Annotated in this window: 13 protein-coding genes; 8 read left to right on the forward strand and 5 right to left on the reverse strand. The window is 39.5% G+C overall.

Features of this window, described 5'->3' with window-relative positions; all coding sequences use genetic code 11:
- Positions 1–110: 110 nt before the first annotated feature.
- From AAC851_RS12245 to AAC851_RS12260, 4 genes are all read right to left on the reverse strand, one after another.
- A complete protein-coding gene (locus AAC851_RS12245; protein ID WP_340600908.1) occupies positions 111–965 on the reverse strand; it encodes a patatin-like phospholipase family protein in 855 nt (284 codons plus the stop codon).
- A 66-nt stretch (positions 966–1,031) separates the two neighbouring features.
- On the reverse strand, positions 1,032–1,295 hold the full coding sequence (locus AAC851_RS12250) for a hypothetical protein (protein ID WP_004640698.1): 264 nt from the start codon (positions 1,293–1,295) through the stop codon (positions 1,032–1,034).
- 164 nt (positions 1,296–1,459) lie between these two features.
- Entirely contained in the window at positions 1,460–3,595 is a 2,136-nt protein-coding gene (locus AAC851_RS12255; RefSeq protein ID WP_340600909.1) for a 3-hydroxyacyl-CoA dehydrogenase NAD-binding domain-containing protein, read from the reverse strand.
- A 10-nt stretch (positions 3,596–3,605) separates the two neighbouring features.
- On the reverse strand, positions 3,606–4,811 hold the full coding sequence (locus AAC851_RS12260; protein WP_004908831.1) for an acetyl-CoA C-acetyltransferase: 1,206 nt from the start codon (positions 4,809–4,811) through the stop codon (positions 3,606–3,608).
- Positions 4,812–4,989: 178 nt separating this feature from the next.
- Between AAC851_RS12260 and AAC851_RS12265 the strand changes: the two genes are divergently transcribed.
- On the forward strand, positions 4,990–5,544 hold the full coding sequence (locus AAC851_RS12265; protein ID WP_125501455.1) for an AAA family ATPase: 555 nt from the start codon (positions 4,990–4,992) through the stop codon (positions 5,542–5,544).
- Between the two features lie 19 nt (positions 5,545–5,563).
- On the opposite strand, the gene AAC851_RS12270 is transcribed toward AAC851_RS12265, so the two are convergent.
- Entirely contained in the window at positions 5,564–6,577 is a 1,014-nt protein-coding gene (locus tag AAC851_RS12270) for an AraC family transcriptional regulator (RefSeq protein ID WP_005083262.1), read from the reverse strand.
- Between the two features lie 493 nt (positions 6,578–7,070).
- On the opposite strand from AAC851_RS12270, the gene AAC851_RS12275 reads away from it, so the two are divergent.
- From AAC851_RS12275 to AAC851_RS12305, 7 genes are all read left to right on the forward strand, one after another.
- Positions 7,071–8,189 (forward strand): CaiB/BaiF CoA transferase family protein, encoded by a 1,119-nt coding sequence (locus AAC851_RS12275; RefSeq protein WP_160126903.1) that lies wholly within the window; start codon positions 7,071–7,073, stop codon positions 8,187–8,189.
- A gap of 144 nt (positions 8,190–8,333) precedes the next feature.
- Entirely contained in the window at positions 8,334–9,557 is a 1,224-nt protein-coding gene (locus AAC851_RS12280; RefSeq protein WP_171057902.1) for a carbohydrate porin, read from the forward strand.
- 142 nt (positions 9,558–9,699) lie between these two features.
- Entirely contained in the window at positions 9,700–12,099 is a 2,400-nt protein-coding gene (locus AAC851_RS12285; protein ID WP_160126904.1) for a glucose/quinate/shikimate family membrane-bound PQQ-dependent dehydrogenase, read from the forward strand.
- A gap of 152 nt (positions 12,100–12,251) precedes the next feature.
- Positions 12,252–15,656, forward strand: coding sequence for a type VI secretion system Vgr family protein (locus AAC851_RS12290; RefSeq protein WP_340600910.1), 3,405 nt, complete (start codon positions 12,252–12,254; stop codon positions 15,654–15,656).
- Positions 15,657–15,659: 3 nt separating this feature from the next.
- Positions 15,660–16,196 (forward strand): hypothetical protein, encoded by a 537-nt coding sequence (locus tag AAC851_RS12295; protein ID WP_340600911.1) that lies wholly within the window; start codon positions 15,660–15,662, stop codon positions 16,194–16,196.
- Complete coding sequence (locus tag AAC851_RS12300; RefSeq protein ID WP_340600912.1) at positions 16,196–18,610, forward strand: cell envelope integrity protein TolA; 2,415 nt, start codon at positions 16,196–16,198, stop codon at positions 18,608–18,610. The genes AAC851_RS12295 and AAC851_RS12300 overlap by 1 nt, the downstream gene beginning before the upstream one ends.
- 1 nt (position 18,611) lies before the next feature.
- Complete coding sequence (locus AAC851_RS12305; RefSeq protein ID WP_125501472.1) at positions 18,612–19,319, forward strand: hypothetical protein; 708 nt, start codon at positions 18,612–18,614, stop codon at positions 19,317–19,319.
- Positions 19,320–19,404 lie beyond the last annotated feature (85 nt).

Below are 19,404 nucleotides of genomic sequence, written 5' to 3' on the forward strand. Positions count from 1 at the left end.
CTATGTGCTTCAATAGGGAGAGATATGTTATTGAGTTGTTCAATTTGGCGAGCGGCTGAAAGCAGCGTCATCTCGCCATTACATTAAAAGGTATTACATTGATTTCGAAGTTATAGCTTGTGCCAATCTTCTATCGCCTTTAGGCCAGTTTCGATACCAACATCATAGCTATAGCGGATTTTAGATTTGTTCTTGGTGAGTCGACCTGCCATATTTTTTAAATCTGGGGGGCATACTTCCAAGATTTTTTGTCCTGATGGTGTTCGAACAAACTGAACTGAATCATTATAGCGTTGGGTTCGCGTTAAAAGACTACGTGCAAAACCGTGTTGTTGTTTAAACAAATATTTCGCGAGGAACTGATCGCCTCTATTACTCGCTTTATAGTATTTTTTAGGGCGAGTACGTAATACCATGAGTTTAGAAACATGATTTTGTTGTGCTGCCCAATGGACTGGAAGGGCATCAGCAACGCCACCATCGAAATAAGGTTCACCAAACACTTCAACCGCTTGACGTGTCAATACAGGAATCGAACTCGATGCCCTTAAGCCATCCAAAATATTATCTCTAGATGCTTTGATATAAGTCGCCTCACCAGAAATAGCGTGAGTAAGCACCATATAAAATTCAGGATGATTGGCAAATAGTTGGGTTTGATTGAGTGGATTTTCTTTCTCAACCATATCCCACATCCATTTTAGATCAAGTAAATCACCGCCTTTAAAAAAGCGTCCATAATGAATGAATTCTGAACGAAGAGAATGATCTAAATAAATTTGTAGTGTTCGACCCTGTTGAGCAGCTAAGTAATTTGCAACATTAGTTGAGCCTGAGGAGACACCAACACAGAGATCAAAAGGATTAAATTGTTGCTGTAAAAATGCATCTAAGACACCGCTGGTAAATGCGCCGCGCATTCCACCACCTTCAACGACCAGTGCCTGACGATTTTGTTGAAGCATTGAAAATCTCGAATACCATGATAAACCCCTGTTTAACACGGATTTATCATGTTCGACAATAGCTCTTTAGTGTTGATGAGATTCTGCTTGGGCAGCTGTAGTTGCTGTTGCTGTATTGCTTTTAGCTGCCTCTAATGCTTCTGGCGACATTGCAGGTGCTGTTTTAAAAGCATGTTGTTGGCTGCTAGTTTGCTTTTGGCTTGGCATATAATCAGGTTCATTGGTGATGGCTAAGTAAAAAATCACCATAAAAATAAAGCTTAGAATGATCGTGATAATCAGCGCTTTCCACCCCCAAGGTGAAGTTTCTGGGCATAATTTCTCAGACATAAGACAAATTTCCAAAGGACAAAAAAGAAAGCAGAATTAGGGAGATTTATAGCACAATTTGTGATGAATTAGGCAGAAGTTTTGCAGTGATTTTGTCGAATAGTAAAAAGCTCATATCGGTAATCAATACTGACATGAGCTTTAAGCTTATAAAAAGAAATGAATTATTGAATAATTTCCTTCTTTTGCGCTTTGTCTTTCAGCAGTTGCGGTGGAGTGAAACGTTCACCATATTGAGTAGCCAATTCTTCTGAACGTTGCAATGATTTTTCAATCCCGTTTTGATTTAAGAATTGAATCGCACCGCCAGTCCAAGGTGCAAAACCGATTCCGAAAATTGAACCGACATTGGCATCAATCACTGACTCTAGAACACCTTCCTCATAGCAGCGTAAGGTATCCAGTGCTTGAACAAACAAGAAACGATCAATCATATCTTGTTCAGAAATATCATTTTCTTTTGTCCAGCGGCTGAGTCCATCCCACAAATGTTTTTTGCCATTTTCTGGATATTCATAGAAGCCTGCACCAGCAGCTTTACCTTTACGATTCAGCTCGTGAATCATGGTGTGGACCACTTCATCTACTGGAGTTTTCGGTAAGTCTTTCCCTTCAGCTTGCAGTGCTTTGCGCGTTTCGCTTGCAACATGCTCAGTCAGAGTTAAAGATACTTCATCCTGAATCGCAAGAGGACCTACAGGCATGCCTGCTTTGAGAGCTGCCATTTCGATTTTGGCTGGATGAACACCTTCAGCAAGTAGACGCATACCTTCTTGAATGAACGTACCAAACACACGACTGGTAAAGAAACCACGACTGTCATTGACCACGATTGGTGTTTTCGCAATTTGTTGAACAAAGTCATAGGCTTTCGCTAATGTTTCAGCTGAAGTTTCTTTGCCTTTGATGATTTCGACCAATTGCATTTTGTCTACAGGGCTAAAGAAATGTAAGCCAATAAAGTTTTTGGCATCTTTGCTTGCGGTTGCTAGACCTGTGATCGGTAAGGTAGACGTGTTCGATGCAAAGATTCCACCTTCAGCTAGATACTGTTCAGCTTCTTGAGTCACCTTGGCTTTGAGTTCTTGATTCTCAAATACTGCTTCAATGATTAAGTCACAGCCTTGTAGATCAGCTGCATCAGCGGTAGCAGTAATAAGCGCTAACACTTGATCACGTTTTTCTGCTGTCATACGACCTTGTGAAACACGTTTATCAAGTAATTTTTGCGAGTAAGCTTTGCCTTTCTCTGCATTTTCTACAGACACATCTTTGAGTACGACAGGAATGCCTTTGATTGCGGTTGAGTAGGCTATCCCAGCACCCATCATACCTGCACCTAAAACACCGACTTTCTTCGCTTGCCATTTAGCAACTTCAGCAGGACGACTCGCACCTGATTTAATTGCATTTAGACCATGCCAGAATGTACCAATCATGTTCTTCGATACTTGACCGACAGTCAGTTGTGTAAAGTAACGTGATTCAATACGAAGTGCAGTATCGACATCAACTTGAGCACCTTCAACTGCCGCCGCCATGATCGCTTCAGGAGCTGGATAACAGCCTTTGGTTTTGTCTCGTAACATAGCAGGGGCAATTGCAAGCACTTGCGCAACCGCAGGCGTTCTAGGATCGCCACCAGGGATTTTGTAGCCTTTCACATCAAATGGTTGCTGTGACTTTGGATTGGCTTTCACCCAAGCAATCGCTTTTTCTAACAGCTCTTGTTCATTCTCAGCCGTGTCATGTACCAAACCAAGAGATTTTGCTTTATCGACACCAAATTGCTTACCTTCCATGAGGAACGGGAATGCATTTTGTAAGCCCAGCAAACGTACCATACGGACGATACCACCACCACCTGGAAGTAAACCTAAAGTCACTTCAGGTAAACCAAATTTAGTTTTTGGATCATTGATGGCAATACGATAATGACAACCTAAAGCGATTTCCCAGCCACCGCCAAGCGCAGTACCGTTTAAAGCTGCAACAACAGGCACACCTAAAGTTTCGATTGTGCGTAAGTCACCTTTGAGTTTTTCAATCATCTTGAAAAATTCAGTGGCGTGTTCAGGTTGTACCTGAATCAGTTCATCTAAGTCACCACCAGCAAAGAAGGTTTTCTTAGCTGAACGGAAAATAATACCTTTCAGATCAGTTTCAGCTTTAAGCTTTTGACTGACCTCATCTAAAGCATCACGGAACTCTGCATTCATGGTGTTTGCAGATTGACCGGATGAATCAAGTGTAAGAATTACAATATTGTCAGCGTTTTTTTCGTATTTAATAGCGCTCATGTTGCTCTCCTTACACCAACTCGATAATGGTAGCGATACCCATACCACCACCGACACATAATGTTGCTAGACCACGTTTTTTACCTTGACGCTCTAATTCATCTAGTAAAGTTCCTAGAATCATGGCACCTGTTGCACCCAATGGATGTCCCATCGCAATTGCACCACCATTGACGTTGACTTTCTCAGCAGGAACTTTCAGTTCTGTAATAAAACGCATCACCACAGCTGCAAAAGCTTCATTCACTTCAAATAAATCAATATCGTCGATGCTCAAGCCTGCTTTTTCTAATGCTTTACGTGCAGCAGGGGCAGGACCAGTCAACATAATGGTTGGATCTGTACCGACTAATGCAGTTGCAAGCACCTTGGCACGAGGTTTTAAACCTTGCTCTTTGACTGCTTTTTCAGAAGCCAATAACACCACCGCAGCACCATCTACGATACCTGATGAGTTACCTGCATGATGAACGTGATTAATTTTTTGCGCTTCAGGATACTTCTGTAAAGCAACAGCATCGAAGCCCATTTGACCCATCATTTCAAAGCTAGCATTCAGTTTTGCTAAACCTTCAACTGTGGTATTTCCTTTGATAAATTCATCTTTTTCTAAAATTGTTACACCTGCATGATCTTTCACAGGTACAACTGATTTATCGAAATAACCATTTGCTTGAGCGGCAGCAGCCTTTTGTTGCGAACCGACCGCAAATGCATCTACATCTGCGCGGCTATAACCATCTAAAGTTGCGATTAAGTCTGCACCTACACCTTGTGGAACAAAAGACGATTTCAAATTGGTTTCTGGATCAAGCGCCCATGGACCACCATCAGAACCCATTGGAATGCGTGACATTGACTCCACACCGCCAGCAACCACAACATCTTCCCAACCTGAACGAACTTTTTGTGCTGCCAAGTTCACCGCTTCTAAACCAGAAGCACAGAAACGGTTGATTTGTACGCCTGCGACATCATCATTCCAACCTGCAGCAATTGCAGCAGTTTTGGCAATATCCCCACCTTGATCACCAATCGGTGTCACACAACCGAGAACGATATCATCGACTTTAGATGTGTCGAGTTGATGGCGTTGTTGTAATTCATTCAATAATGTTGTGAGTAAAGTAATTGGTTTTACTTCATGTAAGGAGCCGTCTTTTTTTCCTTTTCCGCGTGGTGTGCGAATGGCATCAATAATATAGGCCTCGCTCATAGCTGTTCCTTGTATTGCCTTAAATTAAAATCATTGTGCTTCGAGTGTACTCAATTTAGGTGTCAGTTCAATGATGATAAACATTGGCAGGTTTGATGTTTTTCGCCAATTCAGTTGACTGTTGAAAAGATGAAATATTAAGTAAAATATACGGTCATAATTCAACAAAATTATCCTGATGAAATTTATTAATGTTGTCGGAACATCAGCTTCTGGAAAAACGACCTTTGCTCGCCAACTTGCTAAAAAGTTAGGGTTGATTCATATCGAAATGGATGACTTGTTTTGGTTGGATAATTGGCAAGAAACGCCAGATGATGAATTTTTTTCTAAATTACAAAATCGAATGGATCAAGCCTCTAGTGGGTGGATACTTGATGGTAATTATTCTCGAACGCAAGATTTGAAGCTTAGATATATTGATACGATTATTTGGTTAGATTACTCATTTTCATTCAACCTTTATCGATCAATCAAACGAGCAATTACTAGAGCTGTGACACAGAAAAAATTATGGCCAAACTCGAATAATCGAGAAAGTTTTAAGTCCAGTTTCCTTTCTAAGGATTCCATTATTTTATGGATGATCAGTCATCATGCTAAAAATAGAAAAAAGTATCTCGCAATGATGGAAAATCCCGAATATCAACATATTCGCTTTATTCAATTAACTTCTCCGAGAGAAGCAGCAGAATTTCTTAATTCAATGAATGGATCGCCTAAATATTCTTAAACGATCCATGTAGTGATTTTTATGAATGATGCCCATGCAACTGACGATATAAACCAGGGGTAACACCTGTCCATTTTTTAAAGGCGCGGTGGAAGGTACTGGTTTCACTGAAGCCCACTTGTTGAGCAACATCTTCTAAAGTGAGATTCGGTGTTAACAATAAGTGAATCGCAGCATCACGACGCAGCGCATCTTTGACACCTTGATAGCTCTTACCTTCGGCAGCTAAACGACGACGCAAGGTTTGAGGAGATAAATACAACATCGACGCTACATCATTGAGTGTCGGCATTTCTTCACCAATTTGACTCTTCAATACATCGCGGATACGAGAAGTGAGCGAGTTGGTATTTTTGAATTTCACTAGAAGCTGCGCTGGCGCTGCTTTTAAGAACTCTTCTAAAGTGTTTTCATCTTGACGAATTGGCAAGTCAAGGTAATCTGCGGCAAATGTGATCTCGGTACGAGGTGCATCGAACTGCATCACTGGTGCGAAGAATAATGCATCATACTCATCGGCATGGCTTGGACGCTCATAACCAAAATGTACGCGTTCCAAGGGCAAACGACGTTCAATCAACCAAGATGCAAGACCATGCCAAATCATCAGCATACTTTCAGTAATAAAATGATCAGGATCGAGTGATTTTGGGATGTGAGGAACTAAGCGCGCTTCATGTTTGTCACGCTCTAAACTAACGGACCATTCGTCACCAAACAGTTTGTAAAATTGTGATGAAAGCTCTAGTGCCTGACCGAGTGTTTTAGAATGAATAATCAATTGGCACATAATTGCAAATGTACCTAAACGACGGGGTTGGATATCAAAACCGACATGTTCGTCTTGGGTCACCATCCATAACATTTTAACAAAGCGAGTATATTGCTCAGGGGAGATTCGAGCTTTAGGTTGCCGCAATAATTCTGCTTCTATACCGACATGTGAAAGTAATGTTTCAACGTCCATGCCTAGGCGTTTCACACCTGTTAAAGCCGCATTCACGAAGTGGATGCTGATCGTATCACGGCTCATATTGAATCCTTCAGTTTCTTTACTATTCACGATAATTGACCTAAATAACCGTCTAAAATAAAAGGGCTTGTTAGTTGATCAGATATAGTTGCGACAATAGACATTTTTTAGATGATACAAGGCATGGCTTGTGAGATTTAGTGCCTCTAAATGAACAAGACATAACGCAGTATGAGGAACAATGTTCCGCAAGTAAAATGTCTTTGTCCCGTAGGGTTGTGACCAAAATTGTCTCAGACTTCGTTATGAAACTCGGAAATGAATTGTCATTCCTTTCGTTTCATGCCTCGTCTGATAAAATTTTTGCCAACAACGCAATGTATATCTGATCAATTAACAAGCCCTATGGCAATTGACAAGAAAAAATAATTGCTCAATGCGTACATGTTAAATTGCCGAAACTATCAAGGTAAATGGCTGAACATGACATTGTTTTTATGTTTATCCCTACCTAGTATAAAAGAAAATTTAAACAAAATGAGTAAAAATTATCATGCCATCTGCATTAAAAGGATTGAAAGTTCTAGATTTTTCTACTTTGTTACCTGGTCCATTCGCAAGTATGTATCTTGCAGACATGGGTGCAGAAGTTATCCATATTGAATCACCGACTCGTCCAGACTTAGTAAGGATTATGCCACCTTATGCGAACGGTCAGGCCACTGCACATAGTTATCTGAATCGAAATAAGCAGTCGATTGCATTGGATCTTAAAAATCCAGCGAGTATTGAGCTCATTAAAAATAAAATCTCAGATTTTGATATTGTGCTGGAGCAATTTCGACCTGATGTGATGCGCCGTTTAGGTTTGGATTATGAAACGCTGGCAGAGATCAATCCACGCTTAATTTACTGCTCCATTACAGGTTATGGTCAAACAGGGAGCTATAAAGACCGTGCGGGACATGATATTAATTATTTAGCGCTTGCTGGTGTTTCGGGTCATTGTGGGCGTCAAGATGGTGGACCTCCACCACTTGGAATTCAGATCGCAGATGTTGCTGGTGGTTCATTACATGCAGTGATTGGTATTCTTGCGGCAGTGATTGAACGTCAACGTAGTGGTATCGGGCAATACATTGATATTTCGATGACCGATTGTGTGGCGAGTTTAAATAGTATGGCTGCTTCAGCGAGCTTGGCAGGACAAACGCCACAAGGTCCTGAACAAGGCATGCTCAATGGTGCAAGTTTTTATGACTATTATGAAACAAAAGATGGTCGCTATTTTTCAGTGGGGAGCTTAGAGCCACAATTTATGGCTGGATTAGCTACTGCTCTAGATTTACCGATACTTTTGGCAAAAGGTGCATCTTTTGATTCAGAAGATCGTCAAGCAGTGAAACAAGCTTTGAAGGATAAATTTAAAACTCAAGATTTCGCCGCGTGGCAGCAGGTATTTCAAAGCTTAGATATTTGTGTAGAACCAGTGCTTAGTTTAGATGAAGCATTAGTTTCACCAATGGCACAGCAACGGGGCTGGGTCGTTGATGTACCATTATCGGAAAATGCATCTCAAACAGAACCTCAGTTAGCTTGTCCGATTAAGTTTTCTCGCTCTCAAATGAAGTATCAATTTATAGGGCAAGCTTTGGGAAAAGGGAAATGGTAGAAAATATGCGCATATGATCACTGAATGTTAAAATATTGTACAGATCGTTAACATTTTGAATAAATTGTAATTTAAAAATAAGAGTAACCTTTTATACACAATAACATAAAAGGTTACGTAAACATGACAATCTCCAAATCTATGATTGTTTCTTGTTTATCCGTTCTATCATTGAGTCTTTTCACACACCATACTCAAGCAGCATCTCCCGCATTTGATCCAAATGGTCAATGGTTGTTTGGTGATTGGAACGGTCAACGCACAGCGTTACAAGAACAGGGTTATAACTTTTCTGCGAATTACACAGGCGAATTTGCAGGGGTTTTAGATTCTAAACAGTATTCTAATCGTGGAAATGAATACACAGGTCAACTGGCATTAGGTACTCACTTTGATCTAAATAAAATTTTAGGTTGGCAAGATACAGAGGCCCAAATCACTTTAACTTATCGTGATGGCCAATCTCTTTCTCAAACGGCAGATGGTCTACAAGGACATTTAAGTTCGGTACAAGAAGTTTGGGGGCGTGGTCAAACATGGCGTTTAACAGAGCTTTGGGTCAAAAAGAAATTTTTGGATCAAGCACTAGATATTAAAGTTGGTCGATTTGGCGAAGGTGCTGACTTTAATAGTTTTGACTGTGATTTCCAAAATTTAGCATTATGCGGTTCACAAGTGGGCAACTGGGTCGGTGATCAATGGTACAACTGGCCAGTGAGTCAGTGGGCATTGCGCGTCAAATACAATTTCCAACCTGACTTGTATGCGCAGATTGGAGCGTATGAATATAACCCTGAAAATTTGCAACGTGGCAAAGGCTTCAATCTAAGTACTGATGGATCACATGGTGCCATTATTCCAGCAGAATTGGTTTGGACACCGAAACTCGGTGCGCAGTCACTTTCTGGCGAATATCGTTTTGGCTATTACTACAGTACCGCCGATGCTGTGGAAATTGCCAACCCAGCGAAAACCTCACATAAACAAGGTGGTTGGTTTACTGCAAAGCAACAATTGACTAGTCACGACGGTCAGTCTGATCGTGGTTTGACGGGCTTTGTGAATGTGACGGTTCATGATTCAAAAACCAATGCAGTCAAAGATATGCAAAATATTGGTTTGATTTATAAAGGTCTATTGGATCAGCGCCCACAAGATGAGTTGGCGCTTGGTGTAGCGCGTATTCATGCCAATGATAAAAATAATAGTTTATTGGATGAAGAATATAACACTGAGTTGTATTACGGCATTCACGCTACGAATTGGTTGACGATTCGTCCAAATATCCAATACGTACATCACGTCGGTGCACTTAAAAATGGTGACAAAACTTGGGTTGGTGGAATTAAGTTCCAAACAGTCTTCTAATTTTTTGATTTGAATAATTTTGCAGATTTAGTTCATTTCAATGGATTACATCTGCAAGTTTTCATTGTGATTTGAATTTGACGATGAGGTGAAGTGATTTGCTTCATCGTATCTAAAATACTAAAGATGCAAGGGTGATCGTATGAATCAATCTGCTTCAAAATCTGGGCTTAGAACATTGACGGTAATTATCATTGCCCTCATTGCATTGTTCTTGCTCGTTGGCGGTATCTGGCTCGCAGCAATAGGCGGGTCTTTTTATTATATAATTGCAGGTGTGCTGTTACTTATTGTCGCAGTTCAACTTCATAAATGTGCTTCTGGTCCATTATGGGTCTATGCGGCTCTAATGCTAGGGAGTGTAATTTGGGGTGTTTGGGAAGTGGGTACAGACTTCTGGGCACTTGCACCACGCCTTGATGTGTTAGGTGTTTTAGGCTTGTGGTTGTTAGTACCAGCAGTTACACGTGGTATAGACAACTTAACCTCAAGTAAAGTGGCTTTATCATCTACTTTAGCCATTGCAATTGTGGTGATGGTGTATTCAATATTTAATGATCCACAAGAAATTAATGGCGTTATTGAAACGCCACAGCCTGAACAAGCGAAAGCATTAGAGGGGATCGCACCTGAAGATTGGCCTGCATATGGTCGCAGTCAGGGCGGTGAGCGTTATTCACCACTCACACAGATCAATGATAAAAACGTCAAAGATCTGAAAGTGGCTTGGACTTTCCGTACCGGCGACTTTAGAACTGAGCACGATTCAGGTGAAACAACGAATCAGGTGACTCCAATTAAAATTGGCAATAATCTGTTTATGTGTACTCCACATCAGCATTTAATAGCAATTGATCCTGGAACAGGTGAAGAAAAGTGGCGTTTTGATCCAAAGCTGAAATCGGATAAAACTTTCCAACACTTAACCTGCCGTGGTGTGATGTACTACGATGCGGATAATACGACTAAGTTTGCAACCAGTTTACAGGCTAAAAAGTCGAGTTCAACCGAGTGTCCAAGAAAAGTCTTTGTTCCTGTCAATGATGGTCGTTTAGTTGCTGTAAATGCTGATACGGGCAAAGCATGTTCAGATTTTGGTGAAAATGGCGAGGTGAATTTACAAGAATTCATGCCATATGCTTATCCGGGCGGCTATAATCCGACTTCTCCTGGTATTGTGACTGGGACGACTGTTGTGATTGCAGGTTCAGTAACAGATAACCATTCGAGCCAAGAGCCATCAGGTGTGATTCGTGGCTATGATGTGAATACTGGTAAATTGCTATGGGCATTTGATACGGGTGCTGAAGATCCAAATGCTTTACCGGGTGAAGGTGGAACATTTGTTCATAACTCTCCAAATGCATGGGCACCACTTGCTTATGATGCGAAACTTGATATTGTTTATGTCCCAACTGGTGTGGGTACACCTGATATCTGGGGCGGTGATCGTACCGAGTTGAAAGAGCGTTACGCAAACGCAATGCTTGCCATCAATGCAACCACAGGTAAGCTTGTTTGGCATTTCCAAACCACACACCATGATTTGTGGGATATGGATGTACCATCACAACCATCTTTAGCTGATATTCAAGATAAATCTGGTCAGACGGTTCCTGCGATTTATGTACTAACAAAAACAGGTAACGTATTTGTGTTGGATCGGAGAACAGGTGAGACTGTTGTACCGATTACAGAAAAGCCAGTGCCGCAAACAGTAAAATGGGGACCACAGACCAAGGGTGAGTTTTATTCACCAACACAACCATTTTCTGATTTCAATTTAGCACCAAAAGATAAATTAACCGATAAAGACATGTGGGGTGCCACCATGTTGGATCAGTTAATGTGCCGTGTGAAATTCAAACGTCTCAATTACGATGGCATTTATACACCACCTTCTGAGAATGGAACTTTAGTTTTCCCTGGTAACTTAGGTGTGTTTGAATGGGGCGGGATGTCAGTGAATGCTGACCGTCAAGTCGCTGTGATGAATCCAATTGGATTACCTTTTGTAAGTCGTTTGATTCCAGCAGATCCAAATCGTCAAGCTGTTGCGCGTGGTGCGGGTACTGAGCATGGCATGCAACCAATGTATGGTACGCCTTATGGGGTTGATATCAGTCCGTTCTTGTCACCATTTGGCTTGCCATGTAAACAACCTGCGTGGGGCTTTGTTGCTGGTGTGGATTTGAAAACTCACGATGTTGTATGGAAAAAACGTATTGGTACGATTCGTGACAGTTTACCAAATCTGTTCCAATTACCACCTGTGAAAATTGGTGTGCCAGGCTTAGGTGGACCGATATCAACGGCTGGTAATGTAATGTTTGTTGCTGCAACACAAGATAATTATATTCGTGCATTCAATGTATCGAATGGTGATAAATTGTGGGAAGCACGTCTACCAGCAGGGGGACAAGCAACACCAATGACCTACGAAATAAATGGCAAACAATATGTGGTTATTATGGCTGGAGGACATGGTTCGTTTGGTACCAAAATGGGTGATTATTTAGTTGCCTATGCTTTACCTGATTAATTCCTTTTAGAACCAACAATGCTCACTTCGGTGGGCATTTTTTTGGTTGATTTAGTGGTGATGCTTAAATACGACACTTTTCCATCAAAATAGACAGATCTATCTGGCTTGTATAAAATTTCGACCTAATAAAAAAGGAATACCATAACAAAATGCTTTTAAATATATTCCATGTACTTGAAAAGTTGGGGTTAAATGCACAAAAACGTGCAATACAAGTTCAATTTTCGCATCCGATGCTTAATGCGCAAGTGTTTTTGCAGTCGATTGATGGAAATCATCAATTGAATCAGGGGGTAATGGCTGAGCTGATTTGTCTGTCAACGAATGCCGCTATTCCATTAAAAGCGTTTATAGGGTGCCAAGTTGCTGTAGATCAGGTCACAGATACAGGGCTCTTGACCCGCACAACAGGAATCATCACTGCCGCAGCACAGGGACAAAGTGATGGTGCTTTAAGTCTTTATCGACTGACGCTACAAGATGCCACAGCGCTTTGGACAAAGCGTCGTAATAGCCGCGTATTTATGAATCAATCCGTGGTTGAAATTATTCAAACCTTATTCAAGGAATGGCAAACACGTAGCCCATTATTTGCTGCAAGTTTGACATTAGATCTGAGTGGGCTAAGTAAAGACTATGATATACGTCCTTTTACGATGCAACACAATGAGCTAGACGCTGATTTTATCCAGAGATTACTGGCTTCAGAATCTATAAATAGTTTGATCGATGAAGCACAGCATATTGTTCCTCACAATACTGCGCCAATCCAAGCACAAAAATTACGTCTGATTGATGATAATCAACCATATCAGGCACTCGAACGTCGAACCATTCGGTATCATCGGAGCAGTGCAGCAGAACAATATGACAGTATGACCAGTTTGGTTGCTCAACGGAGATTACAACCCACAACGGTACATATTCAAAGATGGCAAGCTGATGCATTGGATCAAGAAGATGGTGCGGGCAGCGTTCAAAGTACACATTCCCATAGTGAACATCATGACAATCTCAGTCTAGGATTGGAGGATGCTTGGCATTTTACACCTGCATGGATTCAGGATTTAAAAGGTGATGATGGTGTCACAGCATCAGGTAGTCAACAAATTGAACGTCTAAATGAGCACCGTAATCAATACTATAATGCTGCTGCTAAACACTTTATTGCGCATACAACGGTTCGTGATGCCTATGTCGGTTATTGGTTTGAACTGAGAGAACATCCTGAGATTAATTTACATACCGCCCAAGACCGAAATTTTTTAATTACAGCAAAACATTTTTATCATCATAACAATCTACCCAAAGAGCTAAATTTACAAGTTAGACAACTCTTACAAAATAGCCAATGGCAAGTCAGAGATTTTAATAACAACAGTGAACGCCACGCCAACCAGCTTACCTTACAGCGTTACCATGTTCCAATTGTCCCTGAATATGACCCCATTAAGCATCGTCCGATTGCATATCCTCAACGAGCAAGAGTGGTCGGACCTGAAGGTGAGAGCATTTATGTCGATGAATGGGGACGGATTAAAGTCAGATTTTTGTTCACGAGGAGTGAAGATCATCAGCATGATGGGGGTGCCGGCTCTAATAATAATGATAGCGACTCTGCATGGATTGATGTCCTGACACCTTGGGCGGGCGAGGGCTATGGTGCACGGTTCCTACCACGAATCGGTGAAATCGTGGTGATTGACTTCTTTGACGGTAATATTGATCGTCCGTTTGTGATGGGGCGTATCCATGAAGCACAGCGTTCACCGACCCGCTTTGATATTAAAGGACAATTACCTGATACCAGACGACTGAGTGGTATTCGTAGTCAGGAGATTGGTGGGCAAGGATTTAACCAACTACGATTTGATGATACATCTGGACAAATCAGCACGCAATTACAAAGTAGTCATGCAGCAACACAATTAAATTTAGGTCATTTAAGTCATCCTAAAGTCCAAGAACATAGTGCTGGACGTGGAGAAGGTTTTGAGCTGAGAACGGATGCTTGGGGTGCTGTCCGCGCTGGCAAAGGCATGCTGATCAGTACCTATGCACAAGAGCAAGCGATTGCAGATCACTTAGAAGCAGCACAAGCGCAGTCTTTACTCAATCAAGGCTATGAAAGCATGAAAATGCTCAGTCATATTGCTGAAAAACAGCAAGCGGATGCATTAAATGTCATCCAGCGACTGCCTAAATTTATTCAGTCGTTAGAGCTTAATAGCAAAACTCAAGCACTAAATAAGACCGTAAATCTGTTTAAGAATGGATTGAAAGACGATCCATTACATGCCTTGAAAGACTGTGGAGGTTTTATTAAGGATATCAGTGGTTTTGGTGGAGACACAAAAACAATTATTGACGAATTTAATCAACTCTTTGCCGATAGCAAAGATGCAATCAATAACTTAAAAGATTTCATTGAAAACGTTGAAGCACACGGGGCAGATATTGTTAAAGGACAACTGGCCAGTTTAAAAGATAAAATTAAACAGAATCCATTTGAGAGCCTTCAAGAAGTTGGGCAAGTGCTGGCAAACGTAGATATCAAAGATTTTGATTTGATGAGTACTTGCGGCACCTTCAAGAAAGGGAGTCAACTCAATGTCAGTCCTTTACAAGCGCTGAACTCCTTACAAGGTTTCATGGAAGGATATACACAAAACTTAGAAAATAGCGCTGATGCAAAACAACAAGAACAAGGAAAAATATTTAGACAAGCTTTAATGCTCCTTGCATCACCGAATGGGATTGCATTGACCACACCTGAAAATATTATTCTTCAAGCCTCACAAGATATAGCGGAAAGTGCTAGTGGTTCGATTAATTTGAGTGCTCAGAAAAATATTATTGGTCATGCGCAAGATAAAGTGAGTTTATTCGCTGCCACGAAAGGACTTAAAGCCTTTGCTGCAAAAGGAAAAGTTGAATTACAAGCACAAGATGACATGATCGAAGCAATTGCCCGTCGTGTCGTAAAGATTATATCGACCGAAGAAAAAATAGAGATCACTAGTCCTGTTGAAATTGACCTAAAAGCTGGTGGTTCACAACTCAAGATAAATAAAGAAGGGGTTTTTATAAACACAGGCGGATACTTCAAAGTGAAAGCAGGACAGCATGTATTTGAAAGTGGTGCAACCGTCAATGCAGAGTTACCGAGCTTGCCGAAGAGTGGTGTTTACAGTCGACGTTTTGATTTTAGTGGTTTGGTTTCACCTGAATTATTACAAGAGGGTTTTCTGTACAAAGTAATTAATCGAGCCAAAAAAACTGAATATGTTGGTGTTTTGGATGAAGACGCAAGAACTGAGCGAGTTTTTAGTGATAACCCGGATCAAATTGAAGTTGTTCTGTTAGGAAAAAATAAAGAAAGTGCCGATAAGCTTTTGTTAGTAGAGGAGACAATAGCTGATGGTGGGTCTTCGGAAGAAGCATGTTGTGGTGGTGATGAGCACCACCATGACGATTGTGGACACTCTCAAGCAGAGACAACGGATGAGTCAGATTTAGAACATGATTTTAAGCATTTTGGATGTGGGGAATAAGAAATGAGACTAGCGCAAGTATTGATAGGTTCACTGGTTTTATTCCAAAGTGTGAGCTTATATGCTGAGAGTTCTAAACAATGTTTAAAATATTGGAATGAGCCTGCTGTAAAGTTTGAATTACTACAGGATGTTCAATGTCCCCATGTGTGGGAGGAGAACTTTAATCTCTATGGTAAAAAAGTAGTGAGGACAATAGGATTTAATCTTAAGAATAATAATTGGATGTCTACAGGGATTTGTCATCATATTCAACATAATCATAAAAATTACTATGTTTATAGAGCCTATGTAAAACATAATAAAACGGATATTATTATGGTTTTTAATGATAATGCTTCATTTTTATATTCCAGGGAAATAGATAGAGCTAAAATTGGTGATAGTGGATATACAGATAAAGATATTCTTGATGTTAATTTGTCATGTGCTCAGGCTGGAAGTGATTCTGACCTAATATCTGTTTTAAATAGTTATATTATTAAAGAAACAAATATTAAAAATATTTCTAAATATCAAATTGCTGATTGGTTTAAATAATGAAAAAGAAAATAAAATTTTCAGATAATGATGTAATTGATTTTGATTGTAATCGAATTGGCTTTATTCAAGCTGTTAGTTATAAAGAATCGTCTTCAGATTTAAGTCAGCCTTTGAGTACAAGAAGAAATATATCTTCTGCACTACAAAAAAATGATAAAGGTTATATTGGACTATTTCAGTTCGGTGAAGCAGCATTGATAGATTTGGGTTATTATCAACATTGGGATAATAATATTACAGATAAAACAAAAGCAAATGATTGGACTGGGGCTTGGACTGGTAAAGCTGGAGTTAATAATTTATCTGAGTTTTTAAACTCACCGGAGAAACAACTCCAAGTGATTCATGAATGGATTGATTTTCTGTGTAATCGATTACGAAATCGTAATTTCAATGAATTTTATGGAAAGACCATCAATGGTATAGAAATTACTGAGTCTGGTGCGATAGCAGGTGCTCATTTAGTTGGAGATGGGGGATTAGGTTCATTCTTTGGGGTAAAGGGATTTAAAGGTGAATATAAAGAAACCGATGGAAATGGTGTGCATATCAGTAAGTACATTGATATGTTTAACCATTTTGACTTGGAGATTTGTTGTAAGAGAAAGCTTTATATTGGTTTAACGGACGCTGAGAAAAATGCTTTAGCGAATAAAGAGGTTATTGTCGTTTCTCGCTATGATGGAAAATATGTATCTGGTGAAACAAGAGTTAAGTTAAAGAGTGATGAGCAGGGAAATCTCCCAGTGATTGTGCGCCATCCAAATACTGAAATAAAAATTTTAGCAGATGGAAAAGAGTCGAATAGTATTGTACAGAAAGCCAATGAAAAGCAGAGAGCAACTTTAAGCGACTTTCCAATTTCTAGTTACGCTGCAACTTTAGAAACAGAAAGTACACCTCAGCCAAAACCACAAACGAACAAAACTCCTCAAGAATTGAGAAGTGAACAATCTCAAACAATGCCATCCACACCAGTTGAGCATTCTAGAATATTAAGAGATATCCCATTTAATATTCAGATTGTGGAAGGAGATTCTGGACGTCCTATTCCTAATATGACCTTTTTTCTGACGTATAAGGGGAATATAAAAAAACATACTGCGGATGGTACGGGGACTAGAAAAGGAGTAATTGCTGAAGAAGGGCAAGATATTGAACTATCAGTGGAAGGAGATGGTCATAAACAAGTGATTCATGATTTCAAAGTGGATGCAGCACTCAATAATCAAACCTTAAAAGTACGGTTACCTGTACATAGCTTTAGTATAAGAGTCACCCAAAACGGTCAACATGTAGCAAATACATTGTTTAGTATTTTTTATAGAGGACGGGAGATTCCGAAAAGAACAAATGTATCAGGAATTATTACTGTAAAAATGCTCACAGGCTTTGTTTTTGGCTTTGGAGTCAAAGGTAAAAGTTTGGTATTAAGTCGTGTTGAAAAATCTGCTGCAATCAAAGGTTTTATTGTGAATGCAAGTGCAGTAAAAGCATCAAAACTACATGAAACAGCGGACGAGCAACGGAAACGACAACAACAAGCAGAAACAGCGAGATTACAGCAACAGCAAAAAGAAATAGCAGAGAAGAAGGAAAAACAAGCTCAGGAGGAAAGTAACAAGGCGAAAACAGAAGCTGATAAAAACAATCAAGCACGACAAAATAATAGTTATACTCAGAATGGTGGTCGACCGATCACCACTGTGAGCCGTCAAGCGCCTGTAACCAGTGATACAACTCGTTATCATATTTATCATAATGGAAAAATTAAAAGAGAGAATAAAGCTGCTACAGGATATGCAGAGTTTATTTATTATGATCAGCAAGGCAATGCTCATAATTTGGGTAAGTCCAGATTTATTCTCGGTAAGAAATATGAGTTGGTTTATAAAAATGGTAAATTGACAGGTAATAGGGTAATAGCAGGTAAGACATATCTGATTGATCAGAGATTACATAGTTCATATCGTAAAAATAATATTGGTTACTCTTGGGTTGTAGTTAGTAATGAGGGTAGATATTATTTAAGTGGGTTATCTCTAGCAAGTATACTAGGTGCAATGTGTAGTATAGGATATGGTGAATATCATGGTTCAGGATTTAGTACAAAAGATGGTAGCTCAGGTGTAGAGAGTAAAACTCATATTAATGGTATTAACGGTGATTTTAGATATTTGGGGATAAATAATAGCCATATGGTTGCAACAGTGCATACCACGTATAATAATTTTGATTGGGATACTAATGTTAGATTCATTGAAACGCTACATAGGTTTGGATATAAACAATTTTTATCAAGACCTGTTTCTATTAAAAATGGTCAAATGCTTCCATATTCGAGTTCTGTTATAAATCATCATCATCATGTTCATTTACAGGGCTTTTCTCCAAAAATAGAGGATATATGAAATGTTAAAATTTATTTTGGTGATGGTTAGCTTTGTTTTTATACATGGTTGTAGTGGAAGTGAAGTGTTTAATCAAACGAAAGATGTATGTAAAATAAATTTTTCTGAAGATAAAAAAGATCTCGAAAATATACCTTGTTTAAAATTACCAATTTCAAGTCAGGACTTCTCAAGCTTATCTAAGCTTAAGAACGGTTGGTATGATTTAGATAATTTAAAATTTTTTATTGATAATAACGAACATTTAGCTCCAAAGTCACATTCTTTTGCAAGGGTTATAGGTTATTTTCCTGTTAGCCAAAATTATGTATATATGTTGTTGTTACAAAATATGGATATGGAAGGGGATGGCTTGGCACAAACGATAACCTTACTTAAGGTGTATATAGAAGATGGAATGTATAAGAGTATCGATAGGGGGTACTATGTAGGTACTCATCGATTTAATTTTTCAGAATCAATTGGCTATGATTCCGAAATGGAGGAGATTGACTTTAGAAATATTTTAGATGTTCCATATCATGGAGAGTGTAAACAAGATTTTGTAATCCAAGATGATTTTTCATTAAGTACTCGGAAGATTTGTACAAATAAAATTGATCTTGATGGAAATTATTTTGAAGAAAAACAATATGAACTGGATTCGGAGACAATGAATTTTGTTGAAGTAAGTAGCAAAAAGCAGATGAATGAAAAACTTCTTAAGTGAAAGTTTCCACCTAAATCTTTTTTGGAGAGAAGAAGAACTAACAGATCGTCTTTTAAACTATTATCTAGTGACTTCGTATAAAGTT

It is taken from the genome of Acinetobacter sp. HZNU-JH01 (assembly GCF_037996845.1).
In the GTDB taxonomy this organism is placed as follows: Bacteria; Pseudomonadota; Gammaproteobacteria; order Pseudomonadales; family Moraxellaceae; genus Acinetobacter; species Acinetobacter haemolyticus.